Below are 26,654 nucleotides of genomic sequence, written 5' to 3'. Positions count from 1 at the left end.
CGCTGTTACCGCCTGTCAGATCTTAAGACTAAAGTTTTGCAGCGCGCAGTGTAATGCACAATGGCTGACGAGACAAAAAAAAGCCCCTGCACGGGAGCAGGGGAAAGTTCATGTCAGAGCTTTTTAGTATTGTGTATTTAGTTGAACACCATCCCACCATCAATCAGCAGCGACTGACCGGTCATGTAGTCGGAATCCGGCCCGGCGAGGTAAGAGACGCAGGCGGCCACGTCTTCCGGCTCGGACAAACGGCCAAGCGTGATGCGTTTGGCAAAGGTTTCCGTCCCGTAGCCAAGCGGTTTACCCGCCGCCTCGGAGACCTGACGGTCGATTTCCGCCCACATCGGCGTTTTGACGATCCCCGGGCAGTAGGCGTTAACGGTGATCCCTAGCGGCGCGAGATCCCGCGCGGCGGTCTGGGTTAAGCCGCGCACCGCGAATTTACTGGAACTGTAGACGGCCAGCTCCGGGTTACCGGTGTGGCCCGCCTGGGAGCAGGCGTTGATGATCTTGCCGCCGTGCCCCTCTTTACGAAACGCGTCAATTGCGGCCTGAATGCCCCAGATCACCCCTTTCACGTTGATGTTGTAAACCTTGTCGACAATCTCCGGCGTGATGGATTCTATGGGCGTGGACGGCGCCACCCCGGCGTTATTGACGATGACGTTAAAACCGCCCAGCGCGGTGCGGGCTTTTTCCACCGCCGCGAACACCTGCTTGCGGTCAGAGACGTCCACCTTCACGGCGACGGCCTTCCCGCCGTTACGGTTGATCTCATCCGCGACCGCTTTCGCCGTCTCTTCGTTGTAATCCGCAATAGCAACGGCAAAACCATCCTTCACCAGGCGAAGCGCGATCGCTTTGCCAATCCCCTGGCCGGAGCCGGTTACGAGAGCCACTTTTTGCATTTCTCTGTCCTTATATTGATTCACAAAATCTGGCTGAGATGGAGCTGGCCCATCAGCAGCGGGTTATCGCTGTAGTCGACGGGAATGGCCACCACGGCCGGGCCATCGACATCCATTGCCGCACGCAGCGTCGGTTCGAGCGCATCGGCGCTCTCGACGGCAAAGCCTTTCGCACCGAACGCGTCGGCATAGACTTTGAAATCGACCGGGCCGAACTCGACGCCGGAAAGCCTCTGGTATTTTTTCTCTTCCTGGATGGCCACCATGTTGTAGGCGTTATCCACCCAGATGATGTGCAGCACGTTGGCGTTGAGGCGTACGGCGGTTTCCAGCTCCATGCTCGACTGCAAAAAGCCGCCGTCCCCGGAGACCGAGACCACCTTGCGCCCCGGGTTGACCAGCCACGCGCCAATCGCCCACGGCAGCGCCACGCCCATGGTCTGCTGACCGTTGGAGATCATCACCTGACGCGCCCGGAAGCTGTAGAGGTAGCGGGCGATCCAGATGTGGAAGCTGCCCATGTCGACGGTGAGCGTCACGTCGTTGTTCACGATGTCCTGCATGGCGCGCACGATGCGCAGCGGATGCAGGGCAAACTGGTTAAGCGATGCGCCGCGACGGTCGAGGAGGTCCCGCTGATGCTGGCGATCGACAAGAATTTCCGAGGCGCGCTGGCTGAGTTCAAGTTTGTGCTCGATTCGACTGGCAAGCAGATTCAGCGTGGCGGCAATATCCCCGACCAGTTCCAGATCGGGAACATACTTGCGCTCCTCATAGGCGGGCAGCACGTCAATGTGCACCAGCGTGGCGTCGCCGCTGTTCCACATGGACGGCTCGTACTCCACCGGGCTGTAGCCGATGCAGATAATCAGGTCCGCCAGATGCAGCAGCCGGTCGCCCGCCTGGTTGTTAAAGAGGCCGACGCGTCCGGCGAAGCGGGTGAAGTGTTCCTGATTCACCGCCCCGGCGGCCTGATAGGTGCTGGTGACCGGAATACGGCTTCTCTCCAGCAGCTTATGCAGCGCGGCGCTGTTGGCGGGCTGGCTGGCCATCAGGCCGAGTAAGATGACCGGGTTTTTGGCCTTCGCGATAAGCTTCGCCACGTCGTTGATGGCTGACTCCGGCGCCGGGCCCATCAGCGCCGCGGTGCTGGCGGGTAAAATCGCCCCCGTGGTGGGCTGGTCGACAATATCCTGCGGCAGGCTGACAAACGCCCCGCCCGGCCTGCCCTGCTCGGCAGCGCGAAACGCGTTCGACACCACCTCGGCAATCGCGTCCGGTGAATTAACTTCGACGGCGTATTTGGTGACCGGGCTGAACATGGCGACGGTATCCATGCTCTGGTGCACCAGTTTCGCTTTATCTGCCCGCTTCACCGCCCCGCCCAGCGCCACCACCGGGTCACCTTCGCTGTTGGCGGTGGCGATGCCGGTGATCAGGTTGGAGCAGCCCGGCCCGGAGGTGACCAGCGCGACCCCGGCCTTGCCGGTTAGCCGCCCTACCGCTGCCGCCATAAACGCCGCGTTCGCCTCGTGACGCACCGGGATAATCTCGATGGAGGAGTCCAGCAGGGAGTCAAAGACCTTGTCGATTTTTGCGCCCGGTATGCCGAACACCTGCTTCACACCCTGCGCTTCCAGCTGGCCGACAACCATATCGGCGCCGTGCGCCCACTGACGTGACTGTTTCTCACTGTTCACGGTAGTTCTCCTGTTAGTTTTCGACGGCGCGGATAGCCGCATCAAGGTTGCTGGGGTGCAGGTTGGCCTGTAAAAACGCGCTGTCGGCGGGCAGGTCAATCATCAGCTTGTGGATTTCGCCGAAGGTGAGCACGCCGTTCTCCAGCTGATAGTCGAGCAGGTGGCCCCCGCCCTGACGGTCGTCGGTGATAAAGTGTTCGTGATAGCCCGCCACGTTAATGCCCTGCATATGCTGTGGGGTGCGGAACCCGACCAGCACGCCCTCGCGCTGGTTAAAGCGGAACACCGGCTGGTCATCCAGCACGTCGGTCATCGCCCGGTACGGCGGTGTCTGGCGCGGTACGGTGCGGGTGTGCGCGTGGCGGAAATTGCCGTCGATGCGCAGCGCACAGAACAGGTTATCGGAGGGGATTTGCTGGTCGATCACGTCGTGGATCTGCTGACGGCTGACCGGCCCGTCGAAGGCTTTGCGGTACTGCGGCTGGAACCAGGTCATCACCGCGAACGGCGTTTTTTGCTCCGGCTTCGCGGCGCGGGCGCTGCCGTCGGCGCGCAGCTGGTACACCTGGCTGCTAAAGGCAATCATTTCACCGTCCAGCTCGTTAAAGGTACCGAGACCAAAATCACCGTGTGCCAGCAGGTCGGCGATGGTCGTCTCCCCTTCGTAGACGCCGCTTAGCAGGGCGCTCATTAGCGATGTCTGATAGATCACGCTGTCAGGATGCTGAGCCGAGAACCCACGCAGGGTCTCGCATAAACTCGCCTCACAGTCGCATGCAGATGAATGCATCATCATGCCCGTCCTCTTCAACTTTATTTATAAAGGTTAAATAAATGTTGACCCGATTCAGCAGAGAGTTCCAATATAGAATCCATGCTGGTTTGAGACGTTTTTGATATGGAACTTCGTTATCTGCGCTATTTTGTCGCGGTAGCACGCGAGCGACACTTCACCAGGGCGGCCAAAGCGCTGGGTATTTCACAGCCTCCTCTGAGTCAGCAGATCAAACGGCTCGAAGAGGAAGTGGGCACGCCGCTGTTCAGGCGCCTGACACGGGGCGTGGAGCTGACCGAAGCGGGAGAGGCCTTCTATGAGGACGCCTGTAAGATACTGGCGCTGAGCGATGCCGCGCTGGAGAAAGCCCGGGGCATCGCGCGCGGGCTGAACGGCAGCCTGTCGATTGGCATCACCAGTTCAGATGCTTTTCATCCCAAAATCTTCGCCCTGATTCGCCAGTTTCAGGTGCAGAACATGGCGGTGCAGGTTCACCAGGTGGAAGCCAATATGTCGTCGCTGACGACGATGCTGGCGGAGGGTGAGCTGGATATCGCCTTTGTGCGCCTGCCGTGCGAAAGCAGTAAGGTGTTCGAATTAAAAATCCTCGATCGGGAGCCGATGGTGGTGGCGCTGCATCGCGATCATCCTCTGGCGGCATGTGGCGATCTGGCGCTGGATGAGCTGCGGGATACGCCGGTGGTGCTGTTCCCCCAGGAGGTAGCACCGGGGCTGTATGACCGCGTTTACGGCAGCTGCGAGCGGGCCGGGATCGATATGCAACACACGCTGCAATCTTCACAACTTTCCTCTTCCCTGAGCATGGTCTCCGCTGGCGGCGGGTTCGCGCTGGTGCCGAAATCCATGGCCGCTATTTCTCCGCCGAATGTCACCTACCATGCGCTGCGCTCACCGGAGCTTTATACCGATATCGCGCTCTGCTGGCGGCGTTTTGAGCGTTCGCGGACGGTGAAGCGGTTTCTGGCGATGATGAGCGAGGGGTAGCTACGGTGTGGCTGTGCCCGGCGGCGCTGCGCTTGCGCGGGCCTACGGTTCGTGTCGCGGGTTGGTTGGCTTGTTGGCGGTTTTGTAGGCCGGGTAAGGCGCAGCCGCCACCCGGCAATGCCCTTTGGAAGCCGCCTCGCAAACTTTTAAGCAACCTTATGTAATTCAGGGGCATCCCTTTTCATCCCTTCTTCACCTGCAACTTCCCGATTCTGCGGATCTCTTTGAACTGGCTGGCACCTGTGCGGCATACGTGAGCGTACTGGTGGAAACGGACGATGCGGTGACATTTTCCACGCTCTGTAAGCAACTGCTGGGTTGTTAGCGGAGTTTGTGAAGGAGCCTTATATAACGGCTCACTGAGTCGGCCTTACACAAAGGACAACGTTGTTTGATGAATGACTGTTAAGAGCGTTCAGCAGGCTTCGATGCCAGATCGACTTTCAGCCATCTCATGACTAAAAATTACTGTTCGTGCCGGGTGGGGCATGCAATTGTTAGAGGAATGCACAGGAAGGCGGTCACGCCACAGAGGGCGTGACATAAAATCAGGCCTGGTCGTCTTCTTTACCGTAGTAAAGCTTACCGATCTGAATGAGAGGACGGCCCTGGGATTTGCGGTGCAGGTTGCTGTCACGCAGTGAATAAACGCAGCCGCAGTATTCCTGCTGGTAGAACTGCTCGCGCTTGCTGATTTCAATCATGCGCGACGAACCGCCCTGTTTCCGCCAGTTATAGTCCCAATAGACCATACCCGGATAGTGGGCGGCGGCTCGCTGACCGCAGTCGTTGATTTGCTGCATATTTTTCCAGCGAGAGATGCCCAGTGAGCTGCTAATCACGTTGAAGCCATTTTCAGCGGCGTAAAGCGCAGTCCGCTCAAAGCGCATGTCAAAACACATGGTGCAGCGAATGCCGCGCTCGGGTTCCCATTCCATGCCTTTGGCGCGCTCAAACCAGTTATCTGTATCGTAATCCGCATCGATAAACGGTACGCCGTGCTGTTCGGCAAAGCGAATATTCTCATCCTTACGAATCAGATACTCTTTCTGCGGATGAATGTTCGGATTGTAGAAGAAGATGGTGTAGTCGATCCCTGAGGCCTGGATCGCCTCCATTACCTCACCAGAACACGGAGCGCAACAGGAGTGCAGCAGCAGTTTATCAGCCCCGTTTGGGAGTTCTAGTTTAGGGCGTTTGAAATCAGCGGTAGTCATAAATTTATTTGATGAGGTAATGAGGACTGAAAACAGTGTAGCATCAGAGCTGTGCTATCGGGAATGGCGGCCAGTCTCATACATATCCCGCAATGCCTGTTATTGACACATAGCGGACGCATCTTTTACACGTTTCTATATAACCTGGTTAGCAAAACTATCTCCGCTGCACTTCTTCTCAGCAAGCAATTCCTGAATACGCTACGCAAATTAAACAAATATTTCAGACCAAGATAGATCAGGCACGTTAACGCTGGATCATATGCGCGCTGGCGAAGCGTTTTGGTTTGCCGGTGAGTGCGTTTGTAGGGAACTGATGCGAGGTTTTCACCCAGACCAATTCCCCAGACGTTAATACCACTATCTCTCTCACCCCGGCCCCTCGCTCCCCGCCGCCAGCAGCGGCACCACCACATCGCTGACGGGCACCGCAATCCCGTGCCTGCGGCCATAGCGCTGGATCACGCCGTTGCGTATGTCCCACTCCATCAGGCGATCCGCCTGACGGTCGGACAGGATCGACAGCATTAAAGATCTGCACTGGGACATTCGCCCCAGCCCGCACATTAGCACCATGCAGGTGCGGTCGACGGATAAGCCGCTGACGCTCAACAACGCGATTAATATCGCCTGGCTGATCCAGGCCACGTCACACTGGCTGCTGACCACGCGGCCTTATAAGCATCAGGAACGGGATTTTCTGCGGTACCTCTTTACCGTTTTCAGGTGTGTCGCTACGGATAGGTGGATATTCAGACGAGCCGTTATGAGTTTTTAAACAATTAATAAAGAGTCAAATAGACAGAATACCCAATAAACATTCAAGTATTTATTACATCTTCAATTAATATTCACTTAATTATTATTTAAGCAAAACCACCGTATTAATCATTAACAATTTATCCAGATCCAAACCATAAGCCCCCATACTTTCTTAATTTACATCAACGAAACCGCAGATCGTTTTATATCCACCCTGTACAAAATTGACGGCCAATTTTGTACGCGCTAGCGTTGCACTAGTTACGTAACTAGCTAAACCATAAGGTCTTTTCAGGATTTCCTTAAATGGAGTTTTAAACAAATGGCTATTCCCGCTTATTTATGGCTTAAAGATGACGGCGGCGCCGATATAAAAGGCTCTGTCGATATATATGGACGTGAAGGTAGCATCGAGATTATCGCCTTAAATCACGCCATAATGCAGCCCACGGACAAGCATAACGGCAAGGCGACAAGTCTTCGCATCCATTCCCCCTATTCTTTCGATAAAGAGATCGACGCTTCCAGCCCCTATTTGTACAAGGCTGTTAGCACGGGCCAGAAGCTAAAATCCGCAGAGATAAAGTTTTACCGTATCAACGATGCTGGTCAGGAAGTGGAATATTTTTCCACCCTTCTGGAAGGCGTGAAGATCGCCAGCGTCTGTCCAATGATGCTTGATATGAAAGATCCTGACTATGAGAAGCATAACCATCTTGAGCTGGTAGAGCTGCTCTATGAAAAAATTACCTGGCGCTACGTGGACGGTAACATCATGCATTCAGATAGCTGGAATGACCGTAAGACGGCATAAGGAGAACGTTATGGGATGGAAGTATGAGCAATCAACTGGCAAGATGTATAAAGACGGCAAATTAATTGAGACAGGATATTCCGGTGCCCTTACCAATAAAAATAATCCGGACCGTCAGCATGTGAAGGGTCTGGGTCCATTGCCGCGCGGAACATATAAAATTGCGGGACATTCGAATTCTAAAGGACCCATTACCATTATCCTTGAGCAAACTTCGGGAGAGAGTTTTGGTCGTTCAGAGTTCCGCATTCATGGTGACCATAAGTACGGTCCAGCCGGATTTGCTTCGGAGGGGTGCATCATTCTCTCACTGTCAACGCGACGTAAAATCCTTCGTGACGGCGGTGAGCTTGAGGTAGTGCGATGAAATACCCAATCGTTCTGCTGCTTTGTGCGCTCACTGTCCCAGCCATTGCAGCCAGCACTGACTGGCCATCAGCACTTCATGGAATCGCCTCAGGTGACACACACTGGATTGAGCAAGCCCCAACGCTGGCTGCCACGGCTGACGCCAGGCAGGCGCAACTGCTGGAGGATGCTTTGGCCGCAGCGCTCACAACAAACACCAGCGCCACACTGAAAGCGCTCCAGACCATTGACGCGGGAAAGTGGCCGCACATGGTTGGCAGCGATATCGTCTGCACGCCGCCTCTAGAGAAATCCCCCGCCGAAGTCGACGCGTTCTATCAGCGCACCCGCCGGGCGCTGCTGGATACGGTTGAGGGTGCTCAGTGCCTCTGGATCCTGGAAGCAACAATGGAAGAGCTAAACGCTGAGAAAGCCCGTCAGGGTAAGTAAGAGTTACCCGGCGCACAACGGCCGGGTCTTCCTTCTCGCCAGACCCTGGCTCACCCCGGCCCCTCGCTCCCCGCCGCCAGCAGCGGCACCACCACATCGCTGACGGGCACCGCAATCCCGTGCCTGCGGCCGTAGCGCTGGATGACGCCATTACGGATATCCCACTCCATCGGGCGATCCGCCTGACGGTCGGCGAGGATCGACGTGCCCAAATCCACTGGCGCGCGCTGAAAGTTCGCCAGAATCTCCTGCGCCACGTCATCGGCCAGCTTCGCCCCCTCGGCGCGGGCGACGGCCAGCCCCTCGCGCAGGTAGGCCAGCGCCAGTTCGCTGATATCCTCGCGCCTGAACATCCCGGCGCGGCGATTGGCCAGCACCATCAGCCCGGCGACCGCGTTTTGCAGCAGCTTGCGCCAGGCGACGGTGGGGAAATCAGCCGAGAGTTCAACGTCACAGCGCGTGCCGCGAAGCGCCTCCACCACCCGCTGCGCCTGCGGCACGTCCGGCAGCGTAAGGCGCGGTTTGGCGCGCAGCCAGACGGAGGCATCCGGCTCGCGCTGGGCAGGGAACCAGACCACCGAGGGCAGCACCGTTGCGCCATTGACCAAAGGCGCAAGCTGGGCTTTCTGCTCCACGCCGTTTTGCAGCGCGCAGACCACGGTGTTTTCATCGCACAGAGCGCGCAGCCACCCGGCGCTGTCGGCATTTTGCGTCGTTTTGACCGCAAAAAAAACAAGGTCAACGGGGCGCGTAATGACGCTGGGATCGGTGAGTACCGGACCGGGCACCACAATTTCACCCTCATCATGACGCAGGCGCAGTTCCGGATGCGCGGTGCGCCCACACAGCAGCGGCGTGCGGCCCGCTTCATGCAGCACCGCGGCGATGGTGGTCCCAATCGCACCGGGTCCTGTCAGCGCAATGGTTGGATAGTCAGACATGGATCACTCCCCTTTTGCTAAGCCTGCTATCAGTTATACCACCCTGAAAAGAGCGCGCCACGCCCATTGTCTATACTCAACTCATAACAGACAACGGAGTGCGCCATGCCTTTACCCGACTTCAAATCCTCTGAACCTTATACCCTCGGCATTGAGCTCGAACTCCAGGTGGTTAACCCGCCGGGTTACGATCTGAGCCAGGACTCCTCTGCCCTCATCGCCGCCGTCAAAGACGACATCAAAGGGGGGGAAGTCAAACACGACATCACCGAAAGCATGCTCGAAATCGCCACCGGCGTGTGCCAGACCATCGACCAGGCAGCGGCGCAGTTTTCAGTGATGCAGCAGAGCATCCTGCGCGCGGCGGAAGATCAGCATATCCAGATCTGCGGCGGTGGGACGCATCCGTTCCAGAAATGGCAGCGGCAGGAAGTGTGCGACGACGAGCGCTATAACGTCACGCTGGAGCGCTTTGGCTATCTGATTTTGCAGGCGACGGTGTTCGGCCAGCACGTACACGTCGGCTGTCGGACCGGGGACGACGCCATTTACCTGCTGCACGGCCTGTCGCGCTTTGTGCCGCACTTTATCGCCCTGGCCGCCGCATCACCGTATATGCAGGGCACGGACACGAAGTTCGCCTCATCGCGTCTCAACATCTTCTCGGGCTTCCCGGATAACGGTCAGATGCCGTGGGTCAACAGCTGGCAGGAGTTCGAGGGGCTGTTCCGCCGCCTGAGCTCCACCAGCATGATCGACAGCATTAAGGATCTGCACTGGGACATCCGCCCCAGCCCGCACTTCGGCACCGTCGAGGTGCGGGTGATGGATACGCCGCTGACGCTCAGCCACGCCATTAACATCGCCGGGCTTATTCAGGCGACGTCGCACTGGCTGCTGACCGCGCGGCCGTATAAGCATCAGGAACGGGATTTTCTGCTCTATCGCTTTAACCGTTTTCAGGCCTGTCGCTACGGGCTGGAAGGCATTCTGACGGACGTACATACCGGCGAGCACAAAACCGTGGCGGAAGATATCGCCTGGCTGCTCGAGCAGGTTGCGCCGTCGGCCGAGAAGCTCGGCGCGACAAGCGCAATCAATGAGATTGCCCTGCTGTTAAAGCAGGGCAAGAGCGAGGCGCAGCGCATGCGGGACTTTATCGCCGATGGCGGCTCGCTGATTTCTCTGGTGCAGAAGCACTGTGAGCTGTGGGCGACGAGTCCATAAGGCCGTGGCCCCACTCGCGCAGGCGCTGGAACAGCACGAACAGCGCCGGGATGAACACTATCCCCACCACGGTCGCCACCAGCATGCCGCTGAACACCGTAGTGCCGATGATGCGGCGGCTCTGGGCACCCGCCCCGGTCGCCAGCATCATCGGCAGGACGCCGATAATGAACGACACGGCGGTCATCATTACCGCGCGGAAGCGGCGCGATGCCCCCTCCCGTGCGGCATCGATAATCGCCATTCCATCCATGCGCCGGGCGCGGGCAAACTCCACGATAAGAATTGCGTTCTTGGCGGCGAGGGCTATCAGTAGCACCAGACCTATCTGCACATACACGTCGTTGGCGTAGCCCGCCAGCCACAGCCAGACCAGCGCCCCGCCGATGGCGAACAGCACCGAGAGCATCACGCTCGCCGGCAGCGTCCAGCTCTCGTACTGGGCGACGAGGAACAGCCACGCCATCACCACCGCCGCCAGCACGATCCATATCGCCTGATTGCCGGTCTGCTGCTCCTGATACGACATGCCGCTCCAGGCGTAGTCGTACCCGGCTGGCAGGTTTTCCGCCAGAATCTCGCCCATCGCCGCCATTGCGGTGCTGCTGCTCACCCCTTCCGCTGCCGAGCCGCTCACCGATACCGACGGGAACTGGTTGTACTGCTGTATAAATGGCGCGCCGACGGTCGGCGTGATGGTGATGAGGTTGCTCAGACGCACCCGCTCGCCGCTGTTGCTGCGCACGAACAGCTCGCTGATTTGCTCCGCGCGCTCGCGCCACTGCATCTCGTTCTGCATCACTACGTGGTAGACGCGGTTGTTGACGCTGAAATCCCCGGCGCGCGTGCCGCCAAAGGCGGTTTGCAGGCTGCTGAAGATGCGTGACACCGGCACGTCGAGGCGGGCCGCGCGCTCACGGTCAACGGTGAGCGTCATCTGCGGCACGTTGCTGCTCCAGGTGGTGAACACGCGGCTCAGCTGCGGGTTCTGGTTGGCTTTCGCCAGCACCTCACGCGTCACGCGCTCCAGCTCCGCCGGACTTTGCCCCGCCTGCGCCTGAATGCGCAGGTCGAAGCCGGAGGCGTTGCCCAGCCCCGGCAGCGTCGGCGGCGCAAAGGTCATGATGGTGGCTTCCGGCAGGGCCAGCAGCTGGCGCTGAAGGGTGCCCATCACCTCATCCAGCGGCGGACGCTCGCTCCAGTCTTTGAGCATGATGGAGATAAACCCGCCGTTCGATGCGCTGGTGCCGTTGAGGATGTTAAACCCGGAGACCTGAATCACGTCTTCTACCGCCGGGTTGTTAGCGATCAGCTCGCGCGCGGTGGTCATCACCGCTTCGGTGCGCTCCAGCGAGGCTGCCTCCGGCAGCTGGACGCTGGCGAAGAAGTAGCCCTGATCCTCCTGCGGCAGGAAGCCCTTTGGCATCGACATGAAGCTGAATACCACCACCGCCGCCGCACCCGCGGTGGCCAGCAGCGCCAGCCACGGGCGCAGGTTTAAAACGTTCACGATGCGGGTGTAGAAACCGCGCGTGGCGTCCAGCCCGTGGTTAAAGGCGCGATAGAGTGCCGCAGGTTTCTCCGGTCGCGGGCGCAGCAACAGCGCGCACAGGGCGGGCGTAAGAGTCAACGCCACCAGGCTTGAGAGCGTGACGGCAGTCGAGAGCGTCACCGCGAACTGGCGGTACAGCTCGCCGACAATCCCCGGCAGGAGCGCCACCGGCACAAACACCGCCAGCAGCACCAGCGTGGTGGCAATCACTGGCCCGGCAATCTGGCGCAGCGCCAGCGCGGTCGCCGCCGTACGGCTCTGCCCTTCCGCCATCAGCGTTTCGACGCTCTCCACCACCACGATGGCGTCATCCACCACCATGGTCAGCGCCAGAATGATAGCGAACAGGCTCAGCGTATTGGCGGAGTAGCCGAGCGTATAGAGCACCGCGAAGGTGCCCACCAGCGACACCGGAATGGCAAGGGCAACAATCAGCGTCGCGCGCCAGCTTTGCAGGAACAGGGACACCACGACCACCACCGCCAGCATCGTCAGCGCCAGCGAGACGCCAATCTCTTTGATGGTGGCGGCCACAAACGAGGTGGTGTCGAATTTGACTTCATAGACCAGATCGTCCGGGAAGCGCGTGGATAACCGTTCCAGCTCCGCGCGCACCGCATCGGCCACGCGCAGGGCGTTAGCGGACGGCGTCGGGTAGATGCCGAGGTAGGCGGAGTCGTGCCCGTTCAGCTGCGCGCCAGAGCTGTAGCTGCGCGAGCCAAGCTCGATGGTGGCGACGTCCTTCAGGCGCACCAGCTGACCCATCTCCCCGGCGCGGATAATGATGTTGGCAAAGTCGTCGGCCTGATTTAAGCGCCCCAGCCCGTTAATGGTCAGGGTCTGCTGCTGGCCGTTAAACACCGGCGGCGTGCCGACCTGGCCTGCCGCCCCCTGCACGTTCTGCTCGCGCAGCGCCTGCGCCACGTCATCGCTGGTCACGTTCAGGGCGTTCATGCGGTCCGGACGCAGCCAGATGCGCATGCTGTAGTCCCGTGCGCCAAACATCTGTACCTGCCCGACGCCCGGCAGACGCGACAGCGACTCGCGCACCTGGGTGCTGGCGTAGTTGCTGACGAACAGCGGCGTGTGGGTGTTGTTCGGTGAGTAAAGGCTTACCCCCATCATCAGGTTGGTGGCGCGCTTGCGCACCTGCACGCCGTTTTGCTGCGCCTCGGTCGGCAGCTGCGCCACGGCCTGCGCCACGCGGTTTTGCACGTCGATGGCGGCGAGGTCCGGATCGGTGCCCGCCGCAAAGGTAATGTTCAGGCTATAGCTACCCTCGTCCGAACTGGTGGACTCCATATAGAGCATATGATCCACCCCGTTCAGCTGGGTTTCCAGCGGCGTGGCGATGGCCTCCGCCACGTCAGCCGAGCTGGCGCCCGGCCATGACGCTGACACATTCACGACCGGCGGGGTGATCTGCGGGTACTGCTCCACCGGAATAATCCTCAGCGCGATGGCCCCCAGCAGGGTGATGACCAGCGCAATCACCATCGCAAAGCGCGGGCGTTTGATGAAAAACGTCAGCATGATGGCTCCTTAATTCAGTATCTGGACGGCAACGCCTGGCTGCACGCGCTGCGCACCGTCAGTAATCGCTCGCTCACCGGGCTTCAGGCCGGAGGCAATCTGGAACTGCTGGCCGATCTGTCCGGCGACCTTCAGCGGACGCATTTCGGCTTTATCCTCGGCGTTAACCACCCATGCGAAGAACCCGCGGCCATTCTGCTGTACGGCAGCGGCGGGCAGGGTCAGCACTGGTTGCTCACTTGACGGACGCAGGTAGACGTTCACGTTGCCGCCGGGCAGCAGCTGATGGCGCGGGTTGGCGAACTCGGCGCGCAGCATCACGCTGGCGGTGCGCGGGTCGATGCGGTTGTCCACGGAGGTGAGTTCCCCGCTGATGCGCTGGCCGTTGCTGTCAATCAGCGCCTGCCAGGCCTGCTTCATGGCGCTGATATCCGCATGCTGTCCGGCTTTAGTGGCAAACGTGCCCTCTTCCAGCGCAAAGGCAATGCGGATGGGATCGAGCTGCACCACCTCCACCAGCACACCGCTGGCAGGATTCACCAGGCTGCCGACGTGAAAGTTGCTGTGCCCCACGCGCCCGTCAATCGGTGAGGTAATGCGCGTGTAGTTGAGGGTGACGCTGCGGGTGTCGAGCCGGGCTTTCGCCTGCTCCAGCGCGGCGCTCGCTACGTCGCGCTGCATGCGGGCGTTGTCCACGTCGTGGCGGCTGATGGCGTTGCTGCTGCCCAGGCTTTCGAAGCGGGAAAGCTGCTGCTGCGCCTGACGCAGCGTGGCTTCGGCGCTTCTCACTTCGCCCTGCGCCAGACGCAGGGCGGCGCGCGGCTCGGCGTCATCCAGCTCGAACAGCACGTCGCCTTTTTTCACGTACTGCCCGTCGCGGAAGTGGATTCTGGTGATGACGCCTTCCGTGCGGGCGCGCAGTTCAACGGTGTGGATAGCTTCAATGCGACCCGGGATCTGACGCTCGGCGGCGTGGGCAGTCTGCTCCACGGTGGCGACACGCACGGGAATGGCCGCGGCGAATGCGGGTGGCAGGGTGCAGGCGAGGAGCGCGAACAGGAGTGGGAATTTCATGGGAGTACCTCGGCGTTGTTTTCCCTCACCCCGGCCCTCTCCCACAGGGAGAGGGAGGTCAGAGTTCCCTCTCCCTGTGGGAGAGGGTTAGGGTGAGGGCAAAAGGTTATGCAGCCTTACGGAACCTGCGGGTCAGTCGCTTCTCGATTTCGACGACGAAGAACATCACGCCCGCCACCGCCAGCGTCACGAACCAGTAGCGCAGCGGCAGCGCTTCGGTGCCGAACAGCATCTGCATAAACGGCAGGTAGATAATCGCCGCCTGGAGCAGGAACAGTACGCCCGTTACCAGCCAGATCCCTTTGTTCGCCAGCAGGCCGCGGTTCAGGGAGAACCCGTCGGTGTTGCGGCAGTTAATCATGTATACCCACTGGGCGCAGACCAGCATCTGCAACAGCACGGTGCGGATGAACTCCGCGCTGTGGCCGCGCGGGGCCAGCCAGGCTTCCAGCGCAAAGGCGGCGATGGCAATCATGGTGCCGACGAAGGCCACGCGCCAGACGGCGTAGGCGTCCATCACGTGCTGCCCGGTCTGACGCGGCGGGCGGCGCATAATGTTGCGCTCGGCGGCCTCGAAGGCCAGGCCGAAGGAGAGCGTGGCGGAGGTCGCCATGTTCATCCACAGGATCAGCACTGGCGTCAGCGGAATGATGTTCCCCGCCAGCAGCGCAATCACAATCAATAGCCCCTGCGCCAGGTTGGTCGGCATGATGAACAGAATGGTCTTCTTCAGGTTGTCGTAAACGCGACGCCCCTCTTTTACCGCGCTGGCGATGGTGGCGAAGTTATCGTCCGTCAGGACCATGTCCGCCGCCTCTTTGGTCACTTCCGTGCCTTTGATGCCCATCGCGATACCCACGTCCGCCTGGCGCAGCGCCGGGGCATCGTTCACGCCGTCACCGGTCATGCCGACGATTTCGCCTTTGTCCTGCAACGCTTTCACCAGGCGCAGCTTATGCTCCGGGCTGGTACGGGCGAAGATGTCATACTTCACCGCCGCTTCCGCCAGCTCGGCGTCGTCCATCTTCTCCAGCTGGTAGCCGGTAACCGCCTGCTCGCTGTTGGTGATCCCCAGCATCTGGCCGATGCTCATTGCCGTCTGTGGGTGATCCCCGGTGATCATCTTCACGCGGATCCCCGCCTGCTGGCAGGCGTTAATCGCCTCAATCGCTTCCGGACGCGGCGGATCCATCATCCCGGCAATGCCGAGGAAAATCAGGCCGTGACTCAGGTCGTCGTGAGTTAATGCCTGCTCGCCGTTCGCTGGCTTGAACGCCGCGGCGACCATGCGCAGCCCCTGACGCGCATAGCGCTCCATCTCCGTTTCCCAGTACGCGCGGTCAAAGGCTTGCGCACCGTTGCGGGTCTGCTGCTGCTCACACAGGGCGAAAATCACGTCCGGCGCGCCGGTAATCAAAATCTGCTCCTCACTGCCAATCTGGTAGTGGGTGCTCATGTACTTGTACTGAGAGTCGAACGGGATCTTGTTAACCAGCGTGGTCACGACCGGCTCGAGGTGGGCCTTGGCCGCCAGCACCTTCAGCGCGCCCTCGGTTGGCCCGCCGGTGATGCCCCACAGGCCACGCTCGTCCTGAATCAGCTGGCTGTCGTTACACAGGTCGATGGTGCGCAGGTACTGCTCCAGCACAGTGCCCGGCTGGATCTGCACCGGCTCGTCGCTGCCTTCGAGGTAGATGTTGCCCACCGGCTCGTAGCTGTTGCCGTCCACGCGATAGCAGGTGTCGGCGGTGATGATGGCTTTCACCGTCATCTCGTTCATGGTCAGGGTGCCGGTTTTATCCGAGCAGACCACGGTCATCGCGCCCAGGGTTTCAACCGTCGGCAGCTTGCGGATAATCGCCCGCTTGCGCGCCATCGCCTGCACGCCCAGGGAGAGGATAATGGAGATAATCGCTGGCAGACCTTCCGGCACGGAGGCTACCGCCAGGCTAATCAGGGAGAGCAGCAGCTCGCCCATCGGGATCTCGCGGAACACCAGGCTGAAGACAAACAGCGCGGCCATCATCGCCAGAATGATGGCGAAGATCGCTTTGCCCAGCTTGTCCATCTGCACCAGCAGCGGGGTGCGGTGTTTTTCAATGCCCGCCATCATCTGGTTGATGTGGCCGAGTTCGGTCTCCTGGCCCGTGGCAATGACCACGCCAACGCCGCCGCCCGCGCTTACCGTCGTACCGGAAAAGACCAGGTTCGTGCGGTCGCCCAGCGGTAATTCGCCGTTCAGCGGGTTCGTGTGTTTATCCACCACGGTGGATTCACCGGTCAGAATTGCCTCTTCCACGCGTAAATTATGCGCTTCGATTAAGCGCATATCCGCCGGTATACGATCTCCTGCGCGCAACACAATAATATCGCCCGGGACGATTTCCGTCGTCGGGATAGTTTCATGGTTGCCGTTACGAATAACGCGCGCCTCGCTGGAGAGCATATTGCGAATACTCTTCAGGGATTTTTCCGCGTTACTTTCCTGAATGTGGCCAATTAAGGCATTGATTACCGCCACGCCCAGAATAACCAGCGTATCAACCCAGTGTCCCATTACTGCCGTTAATACGGCGGCTGCCAGCAGGACGTAAATCAGGACATCGTTAAAATGCGCGAGAAAACGCAGCCAGCCCGGCTTGCCTTTTTTCTCCGGCAGCGCGTTCGGGCCATGCTTCTGTAAACGCGCCTGCGCCTCGGCACGGTCCAGGCCATTAGCCTGGCTCTGCGCCTGAGCAAGCACCTGCTCTACGGTCTGCTGGTACGCCTGCCCGCCTGCGGGTGGCATATTCTGCGAGAAATTTTTTTTGGTCATGGTATTTTTCCTTCAATATCCGGTGGACGGAAGCCGGAATTCCTTTCTGGCTTTAAATAATTCATTTTTAAGTGTTGCGGGTTAAATTGATCTACCGCAATATATTGACTACCCGGTTATTCAAAACTGATTAAAATTATTTCGACGCGTTGATTTTTACAAAATATTTCTAAACCAACACTAAACGAGGAGGAAGCATGTTTGGTATTTATCGCGGACGGCGCCTGGCGTTATACATTGTCGCAGCCATTGTTATTGCGACGTTAATTGGATATAGCACCTATAGCTTTGTAAAATTATTTTCATGAGAAAGACGTTTATTTACATAACGCGATATTAATTTAATCGCTGCGGAAATATTATCTATTTTCTGTTATTAATTCGCAGAATAACGGTGGCCTTTCACCCAATTTTGCCAGCGGGCATGATATTGCTTTACGTTTCAGGATGCCGGACAATGACATTTTTAACTGACGATTAACATTTCGATGAAACACCCGTTAGAATCGCTGCTCACCGCAGGGGGCATTTTGCTGATGGCCCTGCTCTCCTGCCTGCTGTTACCTGCGCCATCGCTGGGTCTGGTGCTGGCGCAGAAGCTGGTTCAGACCTTTCATATGGTCGATCTGAATCAGCTGTACACCATTCTGTTCTGTCTGTGGTTTTTGGTGCTCGGCGCAATTGAATTCTTTATCCTGCGTTTCATCTGGCGCCGCTGGTTTTCACTGGCGTCGTAAGCCAGTGAGATCGCGCATCCCGTGGATCAGCGCTTCACACCAGGCCGCGTAGTCGTGGCCGCTGGATGAGGGATGAAAGCTGACGCGATAGCCTTTTTTCCTCAGCACCTGTTCAAAATCCTGCGTGGTGCGATAGATGCCGCCGCCCGGCCCCGTGGTTTCAAACTTCCCGGCCTGTAACCAGAAACGCACCGGATACGGTGGAGACTGTTGGTACTGACGCGTCAGCCAGCCGGGAGCGTCACCTTCTGGCGCCCACCAGTAAGAACCGGAAAGGCTCAGCACGTTGCCAAACAGGCGCGGATAGCGGAGCGCCACCCATGAAGAGGCAATTCCCCCGTAGCTTGATCCTGCCAGTACGGTTTTCTGCCGCTGCATGCCGATGCCCTTCCCCCGCAGCCACGGCAGCAGCTCGTGCGCCATAAAGTCAGCAAAATCCGGGTTCGGCGGCAGCTCGTTGCCGCGACGGGCGTGATCGAGGCTGTCGATAAACACCACGTTAATCGGTGGCAGGTGATGCCGGGCAATCAGACCGTCCAGCACGTTGGCAAAATGGTATTCGTCCTGATAAACCTGTCCGTCGAAGAGGATGAGCGTCCAGCGTGCGGGCTGTGTGCCGCGCGGTTGGTAGATCATCACGTCGCGGGCATTGCCGAGGATGTTGCTGCTCAGCCTCTGGCGGCTCAGCGTCCCGTGTACCAGCGGCTGTGCCGTAGCCCGAACGGAGCAGTAGCGCGCCGGGCTGAGATCGAGCAGAGAAAAGCGATTCCAGCGATCGGTCTTCTGCTCCCCAAAGCTATTCGGGTTAAGCGGATCGGCCTGCGCGCTTACCAGGATGGCGCGGCGTTGATCGCGGGCAGAGCCTTCAACGATCGGCACATCGGGGGCGAGCTTGTACTGCATCACCGTATCAGCGGGGACCACGTAGCTGCGGAACCAGACGTCGCTGTTGCCCAGACGGAACAGCGGATCGTGATCCCCCGCCGGAGAGCCGAGAATGAAGACGTTATCCCGCGCGCCGCGCCACAGAAAGGTCACCCGCTTATGGCTCGCATCTACCGGCTCCACCATCGGCGTTCCCTGTCGACGCTGCGCCTGCCAGAACGCCTCGGTACTTCCACCGGCAGAAATGACGTTTGCCAGCGCCTTCAACGTCGGGCTTTCTGGCGCCAGCATCTGCACGCGTGGTAACGGAGAGGTCTCTTTCATCCGCCACTGAAAACGCCACGGCTTGCCGGCTTCGCCGTGTAGCACCAGCGAGGTGTTCTGTTTCACCGGCAGGGCAAACAGCAGCGTGTGTTCCCCGTCCGCAGGACCGTTTTCGATCAGCGTACGGATGCGGCGGTTTTGCCCATCCAGCAGGCGCGCATCCGTCACGCCATGCAGCGTGGCGGAAACGTAATTTTCATCCAGCTCGGGCAGGGAGAAGCAGACTTCGCCGCTGGCATCAAACTTTCCCTGAACATCGCCCTGCCGGGACGACTGCTCGCACGTTGCCGCCACGGCGGGCAGCGCGCCGATCCCCAACAGCAACCCACTCCATACCCTCTTCATTACCGCTTGTTCCCCAACGAAATTTGTTAACAACGCTAATGCAAATGGTAATAATTTGCAATATCATCAACGGCGTTTTACCGGTGTTTTTATGGCGATAGCAACCAAGGACGTTCAATAAAAATGTTTAAAAATAATAAGATAATGCAGCTCTGGCTGCTGAGTCTGGCGACGACCAGCGTCGCGGCTCAGGCAGAAACGAAAGAAGAAACGATTACGGTGACGCAGGGCGTGAGTGAAGAGCCCACTGCGCCCGTAAAAGGCATTGTGGCGACGAAAACGCTCTCCGCCACCAAGACCAGCGCGGAGATCGTGAAGACACCGCAGTCGGTATCGGTGATCACCCGCGATCAGATGAACATGCAGGACGTCACCTCCGTTTCGCAGGCGCTGCGCTACTCGGCGGGCGTGTTTACCGAGTACCGGGGCTCGTCTAACCGTAACGACGAGGTGTTTGTGCGCGGCTTTAGCTACGTGCCGAAATTCCTCGACGGCTTAAGCTTTGGCGCAACGGCTTCCTCACAGACGGGCACAGTTGACCCGTGGCTGCTGGAGCGCGTGGAGCTGGTGCGCGGCCCGGCGTCGGTGTTGTTTGGACAGGTGAATCCGGGCGGATTAATCAGCATGACCAGCAAGCGCCCGACGGCGGAGGCCATTCACAACGTGCAGTTCCGCACCGGCAATAACGATCTCGCCGAAGGTGCGTTTGATTTCGGCGGCAGGCTGAGCGACGACGGCCGCGTGCTGTATCGCGTGAACGGTATCGCCCGTACGCAGCATAATCAGGTGGACGATTATAAAGAGACGCGGATGGCGATCGCCCCGGCGATCACCTGGTACCCGAACGATCAGACCCGCTTTACGCTGCTGACCAGCTACCAGAAAGATCCGGATGCCGGATACCGCAACTTCCTGCCCGCGTATGGCACGGTGAAAAGTGCCGACGGGAAGTACATCCCGCGCGACTTTAACGTCAGCGATCCGAATTACAATCAATCCTGGCGCGAGCAGACGATGATTGGCTACGAGCTGGAACACCAGTTCGCCGACAACCTCACCTTCCGCCAGAACGCCCGTTACGCCACCATCAAGCAGAAATATCGTTATCTGGTTTACGCCAACAGCGCGGCCAACAGCACGGTGTTGACCCGTCGCGCCCAGCGTGAAGAGCGCACGACCAACGAATTTGGCCTTGATAACCAGCTGGAATATCTGCTGGAGACCGGAAGCGTCAACCACACCCTGCTCGGCGGGTTTGATTACAAGACCAGTAAGGATAAACAGCTGCTGGTGCGCGGGAGCGGCTCACAGTATGACCTCGACTGGACAAACCCGGTTTACGGCGTGAACGTGGATGAAAGTACCTTCAATACGGCGTCCGACGAGCAGCAAAATCTCGACCAGATGGGCCTGTATCTTCAGGATCAGATGAGCTGGAACAACTGGGAGTGGCTGGTTTCCGGGCGCTACGACTGGAGCGAAGTGCGTACCAACGACTTCACCGATAACAGCTTAACCCAGCAGAACGACAGCAAATTTACCTGGCGCACTGGCCTGCTGTACGCGTTTGATTCTGGCCTGTCGCCGTACATCAGCTACAGCACCTCGTTTGAACCGAACCTGCAAACCAACCGTGCGCCGGGCGTTGCGCCATTCAGGCCTACTACCGGGGAGCAGACCGAGATTGGCGTGAAATATCAGCCGGTCGACACCACGCTGATGACCCTGGCGCTGTACGATTTGACTCAGGACAACGTAGCGACCTATAACAGCGCTGAAGGCTGGTTCGAAAATGCGGGCAAGGTGCGTTCGAAAGGCGCTGAAGCGGAAATCCACGCCACGCTGATGGATAACATCAACCTGATTGGCTCCTACACTTACACCGATGCAAAAACCGAAAGCACCACGGTGGCGGGAACTGAAGGCAAAACGCCTGCGCGCATTCCAGCGCATATGGCATCGGCGTTCGCCAGCTATACCGTTCCGGGCGGAGCGCTGAAGAGCCTGACCGCTGGCGTGGGGATGCGCTACATCGGCACCAGCTACGGCGATGCGAAGAACACCTTCAAGGTGCCATCGGTGGATCTGTATGACGCGATGCTGCGCTACGATCTGGGCGAGATGAACCGCAGCCTGAAAGGGGCAAGCGTGCAGTTCAACGTCAATAACGTGGCAGACACGAAGTATGTGGCGTCATGCGCAAGCGATACGGCGTGCTTCTACGGGATTGGCCGGACGGTGACGGCGACGGTGAATTACAGCTGGTAAGCATGGTGCTGTCTGATCCCCTCACCCCGGCCCTCTCCTCAAAGGGGCGAGGGTGTAATCGTCCCCTCTCCCCTTTGGGGAGAGGGTTAGGGTGAGGGGATGTTTTTCAGTGCGCCCGACCGTGGTTTTCTTTGCGATACGCCCCGGGCGGCTGGTTGAAGGTGCGGGTAAAGATGCGGGTAAACGTCTGCTGCGAGTCAAACCCGTAGCGCAGGCAGATATCGTACACGCGCTCGTCTGACTCACGCAGATCGCGCGCCGCCATCAGCAGCTTGCGTTCGCGGATGTAGCGCCCCAGACTTTCGCCTTTGTACTGCATAAATAGCCGCTGTAAATGCCATTTTGAGTAACCCGCATGGCGGGCAATCTCTTCGATGCGTAACGGCTGGTGTAGATTGTCATCAATCCATTCGACAATCGTATCAATGACCTGAGCGGAAATCGTCATACTGCTCTCCCCCTCTGCTTCTCGCTTAAACATTATTCCCACCACTCGCGAAATTGTTGCGTGGTATCACTTACCCGCACGGGCTCGCCCAGCTCCGGCGTCAGCAGCCGGTAGTTTTTATCCTTACTGGCTTTCGCCAGCTGGATCAGTGGATCGTTCCAGGTATGTTTCGCCAGCACAAAACGCCCGTTATGTCCCGGTACGACCGCTTTGGCATTGAGATCTGCCGAGGCCTGCGCCGTTTCCGCCGGATGCATATGGATGTACTTCCAGTCCTGGTCGTACTGGCCGTTTTCCATGATGGCTAAGTCAACTCCGCCAAACTGCTCGCCAATCGCTTTGAAGTGCGGGCCGTAACCGGAGTCTCCGCTGTAGTAGATCTTTCGCTCTGGGGTGACAAACATAAAGCTGCCCCACAGGGTCTGGTTACGCTTAATGCCGCGCCCGGAAAAATGGCGCGCCGGCAGAACGTGAATCGTCAGCGTATCGCTGATATGCACCGACTGGTTCCAGTCCCGCTCGTCGATAATCTCAGGGTTCATCCCCCAGTAGCGCAGATGCGACCCCACGCCCAGCGGGGTGACCACGCGCTTAACCTTCGGCAGCAGCGCCTTGATGGTGGCGTAATCCAGATGGTCATAGTGATCGTGGGAGATAATCAGCAGGTCGATCTCCGGCATGCTCTCCGCACGCCACGGGTACTCCCCCGCAAACGCTTTATTGAGGAAGGAGAACGGTGCGGCGTAGCTACTCAGAACCGGATCGATCAGGATGCGTTTCCCCGCCAGCTGCATATACCAGGAGGAGTGGCCGAGCCACACCAGCGTGTCCTGTTCAGGCGACAGGCTCGCCAGATCGGTTTTCACCAGCGGCAGCGGCTGCGCAGGACGGGCGTTTTCGGTTTTACGGGTAAGGAACTGCCACCACGCCACCAGCATATTTTGTTGCCCGGTAAAGCCCGGCGTAGGGAGCGTGTTATGGAATTGCCCGTCGCGATAGTGCTGAGAGGCCTCCACTTCAGAGAGCTGCGCACCCTGCGGTGGCTGACCAAATCCGGCATTCAGTACAAACGGTAAACTGGCAGCTGAAGCAATAATCATGACTAACACCACGCAGATGAATAGAGGCTTTTTCATTTCCTGACCCGCCTACGCGCCCCATCCGATGGTTTGCGCGGGTGACACTTGATTATGAGTGAGTAAGCACTCATTATAGATAGGATGATTACGCCGTCAAGAAGGTTTTCGTTCTTTGACATTCCGCGTTGCAGCGTATCAAGGCTCGTGTTTCAATCAGGGCTTTTACAATTGACGGGAGGAAAAATTTAGTGGCACGTCCGAAGAGTGAAGATAAAAAACAGGCCTTACTGGAAGCAGCAACGGCTGCGTTTGCGCAGTCAGGTATTGCCGCCTCAACGGCGTTAATTGCCCGTAATGCGGGCGTCGCTGAAGGGACACTGTTTCGCTACTTTGCTACCAAAGACGATCTGCTGAATGCCCTCTACCTGCATCTGAAGCAGGATCTCTGCCAGACCATGCTGGCGAATCTCGATCGCACCATCACCGAGCCAAAAGAGCATACCCGCAATATCTGGAACAGCTATGTAGACTGGGGCATTCGTAACCCCCTGGCGCATGCGGCTATCCGCCAGATTGGCGTCAGTGAAAAGCTGAACGCCGAAACCGAGCAGGCGGTGAAAGACATGTTCCCGGAACTGCATGAACTGTGTCGTCGTTCGATCCGCCCGGTGTTTATGTCTGACGAGTTTAAGACCTTCGGTGATGCAATGTTCTTATCGCTGGCTGAAACCACCATGGAGTTTGCCGCGCGCGATCCGTCCCGTGCCGTCGATTTTAAAGCGCTGGGCTTTGAAGCCATGTGGCGCGGGCTTGCTGAGGAAGATAACCATGGACAGTAAATCCTTGCAGGAACATGCCAGACGCGTCGCGCTGGAGATGCCTTTTACCGAACATTGCTGGCCGTTTGGCCCGGAGTATGACGTGTTTAAGGTGGGCGGGAAAATTTTTATGCTGATGGCGACCGCACACGGTCGGGCCCACGTCAGCCTGAAATCCGATCCGGAAAAATCGCTGCTCAATCAGCAGATCTACCGTGGCGTGGAGCCCGGTTACCATCTGAATAAAAAACACTGGATCTCACTTTATGGCACGGACGACATCACGCCTGAACTGGTCACCGACCTGATTACGGATTCGTGGAATCTGGTCGTTGATAAACTGCCGAAAAAAGATCAGAAGTGGATTCGGCCAGCCTGATTGTTCGTCTGAGACGAACAGAATAAGCGCTCGAATCGCACTTATCTTTTCCCGCTTCGCGCGGTAATCTGCTTTCCTTTCACGCCCGCCCGCGGGCGAATTTCATCACCAGGAGTTGTTATGGATATTATTTCTGTCGCCCTGAAACGCCACTCTACCAAGGCGTTCGACCCAGCCAAAAAACTGACCGCAGAAGAAGCGGAAAAAATCAAAACGCTGCTGCAATACAGCCCGTCCAGCACCAACTCCCAGCCGTGGCACTTTATTGTTGCCAGCACTGAAGAGGGTAAAGCGCGCGTGGCAAAATCCGCGGCGGGCACCTATGTGTTTAACGAACGCAAAATGCTGGATGCCTCTCACGTGGTGGTGTTCTGCGCGAAAACCGCGATGGACGATGCCTGGCTTGAGCGCGTTGTCGATCAGGAAGAGGCTGACGGCCGTTTCGCCACGCCAGAAGCAAAAGCCGCGAACCACAAAGGCCGCTGCTATTTTGCCGACATGCACCGCGTGGATCTGAAAGATGACGACCAGTGGATGGCGAAGCAGGTTTACCTGAACGTCGGCAACTTCCTGCTGGGCGTGGCCGCGATGGGCCTGGATGCGGTACCCATCGAAGGGTTTGACGCCGCGATCCTCGACGAAGAGTTTGGCCTGAAAGAGAAAGGCTTCACCAGCCTGGTGGTGGTCCCGGTCGGGCATCACAGCGTGGAAGATTTCAACGCCACGCTGCCGAAATCTCGCCTGCCGCTGAGCACGATTGTGACTGAATGCTAAGCGCTTCTGGCACGCCAGCTATCGGCGTGCCCGTTTTCAGTAAAGCGTTATCTGCGGATGCTTTACCCCGCACACCAGCGCATAACGCGTTAATGTATCGAGACTCGCCCGGGTAATATTTGCTTCCATTCGTGATACCGTCGGTGCGCTGACGCCCATCCGCTCCGCCACCTGGGCGCGCGTCAGACCAGCATGATTGCGCCATTGCGCCAGCATCTCCCGTAGGCGTTCCTTGCGCTCTTCTGCATCAAAGGAAGCCTGAACTTCTGAATCGCTTAACAGTTCAGCTCTGAGTTCGTCCCAGTCAATAATCTTTTTGCTCATCCAACATCTCCTTTGTCGTTTCAGTGCCAGACGGAGTTCAGCAGAGGGCGTTTTTTGCGTCTTCTTGATAAATATCCCCATCGCCGTCGGGTTAGCGAGAAATTTATCAAGCTGGCGGTCAGCTTCGCCTGTACTCCTGAAGGCAGAAAAAGGCTCCCTGATATTAGCATATAAGGCAATTTGCATTAAAGGCTAAGTCACGCGTTGATTCCCTGAAAGCCCCTCGAAAAAACTTATTTCCCCTGCTCCGCCAGCCACGCCATCGCCCTCTCCCCTGCCTCATCCACGGGTAAATAGACCAGCAGCCGCGATCCGTTTCGCGGCGCAGAGTACCAGTACATCTGCTGGAGATGAAAATCCCCCAGCTCGGGATGGGTGAACAGCTTGAGCTGGTTCTCCACGCCGCGCACGTCGTTACGCTGGTGCCACAGGGTTTTAAACTCTTCGGACACCGCAAAAAAACGCGCCAGCTTCGCTTCCCAGAGCGGGTCGCCACGGTGCTCAGCCATGGCCGCGCGGAAGTAGGAGACGAAAATCGGCAGCACGTCGTCACGTTTGCCGAGCCGCGCGCGCCACGCCGGATGGGTGAGGAACAGGTAAATACAGTTGCGATCTTCCGGCGGGATGGCGTTGAAATCGACGCCCATCAGGTGGCCGAAGCTGTCGTTCCACGCCACGATATCGAAATTCGGTTTCTGAATACTGGCAGGTTTCGGCATCAGGGTATCCAGCAGGCGACGCGTGCCTTCGCTGATCCCCTCGCAGCACACCGCCTGCGGGGCTTCGCCCGGCGGCAAACCGGCGAGCACAAAAAGATGCCGGGCTTCGTTCGGGGTGCATTGCAGCGCTTTTGCGATGGCGGCCATCACCGCGCTGGACGGATTGACGTCCCGGCCCTGTTCCAGCCAGGTGTACCAGGTCACGCCGACATCCGCGAGCATCGCCACCTCCTCCCGGCGCAGGCCCGGCGTGCGGCGGCGGCCGCTGCGCGGTAAGCCGAGCCGCTGCGGATCGAGGCTTTCGCGCCGGGCACGCAAAAACGCGCCCAGCTGCTTGCGGGTGTCATCCTGGAGAGAGGTGACAGGTTCAGACATCAGCGCCATAACATCTCCTGCATGGTAGTGTCAGTACCAGTATAAGCAAGAACTGGTA

At 58.5% G+C, this 26,654-nt stretch carries 23 protein-coding genes and 2 pseudogenes; 11 read left to right on the top strand and 14 right to left on the bottom strand.

From position 1 onward, the window contains the following. Positions 1 to 137: 137 nt before the first annotated feature. The 3 genes from ACQG0T_RS05685 to budA are packed head-to-tail and all read right to left on the bottom strand — an operon-like array spanning position 138 to position 3,401. Positions 138 to 908: a (S)-acetoin forming diacetyl reductase gene (locus tag ACQG0T_RS05685; protein ID WP_045349884.1), complete on the bottom strand. Its 771-nt coding sequence runs from the start codon at positions 906 to 908 to the stop codon at positions 138 to 140. A 20-nt stretch (positions 909 to 928) separates the two neighbouring features. After that, positions 929 to 2,650 (bottom strand): acetolactate synthase AlsS, encoded by a 1,722-nt coding sequence (gene alsS / locus ACQG0T_RS05680; protein WP_154123198.1) that lies wholly within the window; start codon positions 2,648 to 2,650, stop codon positions 929 to 931. After that, a complete protein-coding gene (gene budA, locus ACQG0T_RS05675; protein WP_026080550.1) occupies positions 2,622 to 3,401 on the bottom strand; it encodes an acetolactate decarboxylase in 780 nt (259 codons plus the stop codon). Before budA ends, alsS begins: the two co-directional genes overlap by 29 nt. Before the next feature lie 105 nt (positions 3,402 to 3,506). Between budA and ACQG0T_RS05670 the strand changes: the two genes are divergently transcribed. Beyond that, positions 3,507 to 4,388 (top strand): LysR family transcriptional regulator, encoded by an 882-nt coding sequence (locus ACQG0T_RS05670; RefSeq protein ID WP_003858850.1) that lies wholly within the window; start codon positions 3,507 to 3,509, stop codon positions 4,386 to 4,388. A 548-nt stretch (positions 4,389 to 4,936) separates the two neighbouring features. Here ACQG0T_RS05670 and ACQG0T_RS05665 read toward each other — a convergent pair. After that, positions 4,937 to 5,605 carry an epoxyqueuosine reductase QueH gene (locus tag ACQG0T_RS05665; RefSeq protein ID WP_023296073.1) on the bottom strand — a complete coding sequence of 223 codons (669 nt, stop codon included), beginning with the start codon at positions 5,603 to 5,605 and terminating at the stop codon, positions 4,937 to 4,939. Between the two features lie 369 nt (positions 5,606 to 5,974). Continuing rightward, a pseudogene (locus ACQG0T_RS05660) lies at positions 5,975 to 6,127 on the bottom strand (ketopantoate reductase C-terminal domain-containing protein); the annotation flags it as partial. Here ACQG0T_RS05660 and ACQG0T_RS05655 point away from each other — a divergent pair. The 4 genes and pseudogenes from ACQG0T_RS05655 to ACQG0T_RS05640 form a co-directional block, all read left to right on the top strand. After that, positions 6,123 to 6,346, top strand: a pseudogene (locus ACQG0T_RS05655) (glutamate-cysteine ligase family protein); the annotation flags it as partial. The pseudogenes ACQG0T_RS05660 and ACQG0T_RS05655 sit on opposite strands and share 5 nt — an antisense overlap. A gap of 343 nt (positions 6,347 to 6,689) precedes the next feature. Further along, on the top strand, positions 6,690 to 7,181 hold the full coding sequence (locus ACQG0T_RS05650; RefSeq protein ID WP_271040587.1) for an Hcp family type VI secretion system effector: 492 nt from the start codon (positions 6,690 to 6,692) through the stop codon (positions 7,179 to 7,181). A gap of 10 nt (positions 7,182 to 7,191) precedes the next feature. After that, positions 7,192 to 7,548 (top strand): tlde1 domain-containing protein, encoded by a 357-nt coding sequence (locus ACQG0T_RS05645; RefSeq protein WP_006809708.1) that lies wholly within the window; start codon positions 7,192 to 7,194, stop codon positions 7,546 to 7,548. Beyond that, positions 7,545 to 7,979 (top strand): hypothetical protein, encoded by a 435-nt coding sequence (locus ACQG0T_RS05640; protein ID WP_017694362.1) that lies wholly within the window; start codon positions 7,545 to 7,547, stop codon positions 7,977 to 7,979. The genes ACQG0T_RS05645 and ACQG0T_RS05640 overlap by 4 nt, the downstream gene beginning before the upstream one ends. A gap of 50 nt (positions 7,980 to 8,029) precedes the next feature. Here ACQG0T_RS05640 and ACQG0T_RS05635 read toward each other — a convergent pair whose 3' ends face one another. Then, complete coding sequence (locus ACQG0T_RS05635; RefSeq protein WP_017694363.1) at positions 8,030 to 8,920, bottom strand: oxidoreductase; 891 nt, start codon at positions 8,918 to 8,920, stop codon at positions 8,030 to 8,032. Positions 8,921 to 9,025: 105 nt separating this feature from the next. Between ACQG0T_RS05635 and ACQG0T_RS05630 the strand changes: the two genes are divergently transcribed. Then, positions 9,026 to 10,147 (top strand): YbdK family carboxylate-amine ligase, encoded by a 1,122-nt coding sequence (locus tag ACQG0T_RS05630; RefSeq protein ID WP_015571201.1) that lies wholly within the window; start codon positions 9,026 to 9,028, stop codon positions 10,145 to 10,147. On the opposite strand, the gene ACQG0T_RS05625 is transcribed toward ACQG0T_RS05630, so the two are convergent. From ACQG0T_RS05625 to ACQG0T_RS05615, 3 genes are all read right to left on the bottom strand, one after another. After that, complete coding sequence (locus ACQG0T_RS05625; RefSeq protein ID WP_062938671.1) at positions 10,077 to 13,232, bottom strand: efflux RND transporter permease subunit; 3,156 nt, start codon at positions 13,230 to 13,232, stop codon at positions 10,077 to 10,079. The two genes, ACQG0T_RS05630 and ACQG0T_RS05625, sit on opposite strands and share 71 nt — an antisense overlap. A gap of 9 nt (positions 13,233 to 13,241) precedes the next feature. Next, positions 13,242 to 14,306, bottom strand: a complete 1,065-nt coding sequence (locus ACQG0T_RS05620; protein WP_062938672.1) for an efflux RND transporter periplasmic adaptor subunit — start codon at positions 14,304 to 14,306, stop codon at positions 13,242 to 13,244. Positions 14,307 to 14,412: 106 nt separating this feature from the next. Then, complete coding sequence (locus ACQG0T_RS05615; protein WP_017382547.1) at positions 14,413 to 17,121, bottom strand: cation-transporting P-type ATPase; 2,709 nt, start codon at positions 17,119 to 17,121, stop codon at positions 14,413 to 14,415. A gap of 488 nt (positions 17,122 to 17,609) precedes the next feature. On the opposite strand from ACQG0T_RS05615, the gene ACQG0T_RS05610 reads away from it, so the two are divergent. Continuing rightward, positions 17,610 to 17,858, top strand: coding sequence for a DUF1158 domain-containing protein (locus ACQG0T_RS05610; RefSeq protein ID WP_003858875.1), 249 nt, complete (start codon positions 17,610 to 17,612; stop codon positions 17,856 to 17,858). Here ACQG0T_RS05610 and ACQG0T_RS05605 read toward each other — a convergent pair. Continuing rightward, complete coding sequence (locus ACQG0T_RS05605; RefSeq protein WP_026094387.1) at positions 17,844 to 19,412, bottom strand: alpha/beta hydrolase-fold protein; 1,569 nt, start codon at positions 19,410 to 19,412, stop codon at positions 17,844 to 17,846. The two genes, ACQG0T_RS05610 and ACQG0T_RS05605, sit on opposite strands and share 15 nt — an antisense overlap. A 123-nt stretch (positions 19,413 to 19,535) precedes the next feature. Between ACQG0T_RS05605 and ACQG0T_RS05600 the strand changes: the two genes are divergently transcribed. Further along, positions 19,536 to 21,680 carry a TonB-dependent siderophore receptor gene (locus ACQG0T_RS05600; RefSeq protein ID WP_058686172.1) on the top strand — a complete coding sequence of 715 codons (2,145 nt, stop codon included), beginning with the start codon at positions 19,536 to 19,538 and terminating at the stop codon, positions 21,678 to 21,680. A gap of 106 nt (positions 21,681 to 21,786) precedes the next feature. Here the strand turns inward: ACQG0T_RS05600 and ACQG0T_RS05595 are convergent, their stop codons facing one another. Next, positions 21,787 to 22,128, bottom strand: coding sequence for a RamA family antibiotic efflux transcriptional regulator (locus ACQG0T_RS05595; RefSeq protein WP_003858880.1), 342 nt, complete (start codon positions 22,126 to 22,128; stop codon positions 21,787 to 21,789). 32 nt (positions 22,129 to 22,160) lie between these two features. Continuing rightward, positions 22,161 to 23,264 (bottom strand): RomA family MBL fold metallo-hydrolase, encoded by a 1,104-nt coding sequence (locus ACQG0T_RS05590; protein ID WP_058686173.1) that lies wholly within the window; start codon positions 23,262 to 23,264, stop codon positions 22,161 to 22,163. A gap of 191 nt (positions 23,265 to 23,455) precedes the next feature. Between ACQG0T_RS05590 and ACQG0T_RS05585 the strand changes: the two genes are divergently transcribed. The 3 genes from ACQG0T_RS05585 to nfsB all read left to right on the top strand — a co-directional run bounded on the left by ACQG0T_RS05585 (position 23,456) and on the right by nfsB (position 25,178). Beyond that, positions 23,456 to 24,046: a TetR/AcrR family transcriptional regulator gene (locus tag ACQG0T_RS05585; protein WP_003858882.1), complete on the top strand. Its 591-nt coding sequence runs from the start codon at positions 23,456 to 23,458 to the stop codon at positions 24,044 to 24,046. Next, positions 24,036 to 24,404 (top strand): MmcQ/YjbR family DNA-binding protein, encoded by a 369-nt coding sequence (locus ACQG0T_RS05580; protein WP_003858883.1) that lies wholly within the window; start codon positions 24,036 to 24,038, stop codon positions 24,402 to 24,404. Before ACQG0T_RS05585 ends, ACQG0T_RS05580 begins: the two co-directional genes overlap by 11 nt. 120 nt (positions 24,405 to 24,524) lie before the next feature. Beyond that, positions 24,525 to 25,178 carry an oxygen-insensitive NAD(P)H nitroreductase gene (nfsB, locus tag ACQG0T_RS05575; RefSeq protein WP_003858884.1) on the top strand — a complete coding sequence of 218 codons (654 nt, stop codon included), beginning with the start codon at positions 24,525 to 24,527 and terminating at the stop codon, positions 25,176 to 25,178. A 36-nt stretch (positions 25,179 to 25,214) separates the two neighbouring features. Here the strand turns inward: nfsB and ACQG0T_RS05570 are convergent, their stop codons facing one another. Continuing rightward, positions 25,215 to 25,502, bottom strand: coding sequence for a helix-turn-helix domain-containing protein (locus ACQG0T_RS05570; RefSeq protein ID WP_015571209.1), 288 nt, complete (start codon positions 25,500 to 25,502; stop codon positions 25,215 to 25,217). Positions 25,503 to 25,735: 233 nt separating this feature from the next. Further along, on the bottom strand, positions 25,736 to 26,605 hold the full coding sequence (locus ACQG0T_RS05565) for a helix-turn-helix transcriptional regulator (protein ID WP_271040586.1): 870 nt from the start codon (positions 26,603 to 26,605) through the stop codon (positions 25,736 to 25,738). Positions 26,606 to 26,654: the final 49 nt, after the last annotated feature.

Source organism: Enterobacter cloacae complex sp. 302F9 (genome assembly GCF_050030335.1).
GTDB classification, from domain to species: domain Bacteria; phylum Pseudomonadota; class Gammaproteobacteria; order Enterobacterales; family Enterobacteriaceae; genus Enterobacter; species Enterobacter hormaechei_C.
The sequence above is the reverse complement of the archived record's forward strand: the minus strand, read 5'-3'. Positions and strand labels throughout refer to the sequence as shown.

What these genes read in the sequence shown, in the direction of transcription:
- budA (WP_026080550.1), bottom strand. Translation starts at nt 3,401, where the DNA reads ATGATGCATTCATCTGCATGCGACTGTGAGGCGAGTTTATGCGAGACC.
- ACQG0T_RS05650 (WP_271040587.1), top strand. Translation starts at nt 6,690, where the DNA reads ATGGCTATTCCCGCTTATTTATGGCTTAAAGATGACGGCGGCGCCGAT.
- nfsB (WP_003858884.1), top strand. Translation starts at nt 24,525, where the DNA reads ATGGATATTATTTCTGTCGCCCTGAAACGCCACTCTACCAAGGCGTTC.
- ACQG0T_RS05615 (WP_017382547.1), bottom strand. Translation starts at nt 17,121, where the DNA reads ATGACCAAAAAAAATTTCTCGCAGAATATGCCACCCGCAGGCGGGCAG.
- ACQG0T_RS05625 (WP_062938671.1), bottom strand. Translation starts at nt 13,232, where the DNA reads ATGCTGACGTTTTTCATCAAACGCCCGCGCTTTGCGATGGTGATTGCG.
- ACQG0T_RS05685 (WP_045349884.1), bottom strand. Translation starts at nt 908, where the DNA reads ATGCAAAAAGTGGCTCTCGTAACCGGCTCCGGCCAGGGGATTGGCAAA.
- alsS (WP_154123198.1), bottom strand. Translation starts at nt 2,650, where the DNA reads ATGCGGCTATCCGCGCCGTCGAAAACTAACAGGAGAACTACCGTGAAC.
- ACQG0T_RS05570 (WP_015571209.1), bottom strand. Translation starts at nt 25,502, where the DNA reads ATGAGCAAAAAGATTATTGACTGGGACGAACTCAGAGCTGAACTGTTA.
- ACQG0T_RS05595 (WP_003858880.1), bottom strand. Translation starts at nt 22,128, where the DNA reads ATGACGATTTCCGCTCAGGTCATTGATACGATTGTCGAATGGATTGAT.
- ACQG0T_RS05580 (WP_003858883.1), top strand. Translation starts at nt 24,036, where the DNA reads ATGGACAGTAAATCCTTGCAGGAACATGCCAGACGCGTCGCGCTGGAG.
- ACQG0T_RS05670 (WP_003858850.1), top strand. Translation starts at nt 3,507, where the DNA reads ATGGAACTTCGTTATCTGCGCTATTTTGTCGCGGTAGCACGCGAGCGA.
- ACQG0T_RS05640 (WP_017694362.1), top strand. Translation starts at nt 7,545, where the DNA reads ATGAAATACCCAATCGTTCTGCTGCTTTGTGCGCTCACTGTCCCAGCC.
- ACQG0T_RS05645 (WP_006809708.1), top strand. Translation starts at nt 7,192, where the DNA reads ATGGGATGGAAGTATGAGCAATCAACTGGCAAGATGTATAAAGACGGC.
- ACQG0T_RS05620 (WP_062938672.1), bottom strand. Translation starts at nt 14,306, where the DNA reads ATGAAATTCCCACTCCTGTTCGCGCTCCTCGCCTGCACCCTGCCACCC.
- ACQG0T_RS05565 (WP_271040586.1), bottom strand. Translation starts at nt 26,605, where the DNA reads ATGGCGCTGATGTCTGAACCTGTCACCTCTCTCCAGGATGACACCCGC.
- ACQG0T_RS05600 (WP_058686172.1), top strand. Translation starts at nt 19,536, where the DNA reads ATGTTTAAAAATAATAAGATAATGCAGCTCTGGCTGCTGAGTCTGGCG.
- ACQG0T_RS05610 (WP_003858875.1), top strand. Translation starts at nt 17,610, where the DNA reads ATGAAACACCCGTTAGAATCGCTGCTCACCGCAGGGGGCATTTTGCTG.
- ACQG0T_RS05665 (WP_023296073.1), bottom strand. Translation starts at nt 5,605, where the DNA reads ATGACTACCGCTGATTTCAAACGCCCTAAACTAGAACTCCCAAACGGG.
- ACQG0T_RS05605 (WP_026094387.1), bottom strand. Translation starts at nt 19,412, where the DNA reads ATGAAGAGGGTATGGAGTGGGTTGCTGTTGGGGATCGGCGCGCTGCCC.
- ACQG0T_RS05590 (WP_058686173.1), bottom strand. Translation starts at nt 23,264, where the DNA reads ATGAAAAAGCCTCTATTCATCTGCGTGGTGTTAGTCATGATTATTGCT.
- ACQG0T_RS05635 (WP_017694363.1), bottom strand. Translation starts at nt 8,920, where the DNA reads ATGTCTGACTATCCAACCATTGCGCTGACAGGACCCGGTGCGATTGGG.
- ACQG0T_RS05630 (WP_015571201.1), top strand. Translation starts at nt 9,026, where the DNA reads ATGCCTTTACCCGACTTCAAATCCTCTGAACCTTATACCCTCGGCATT.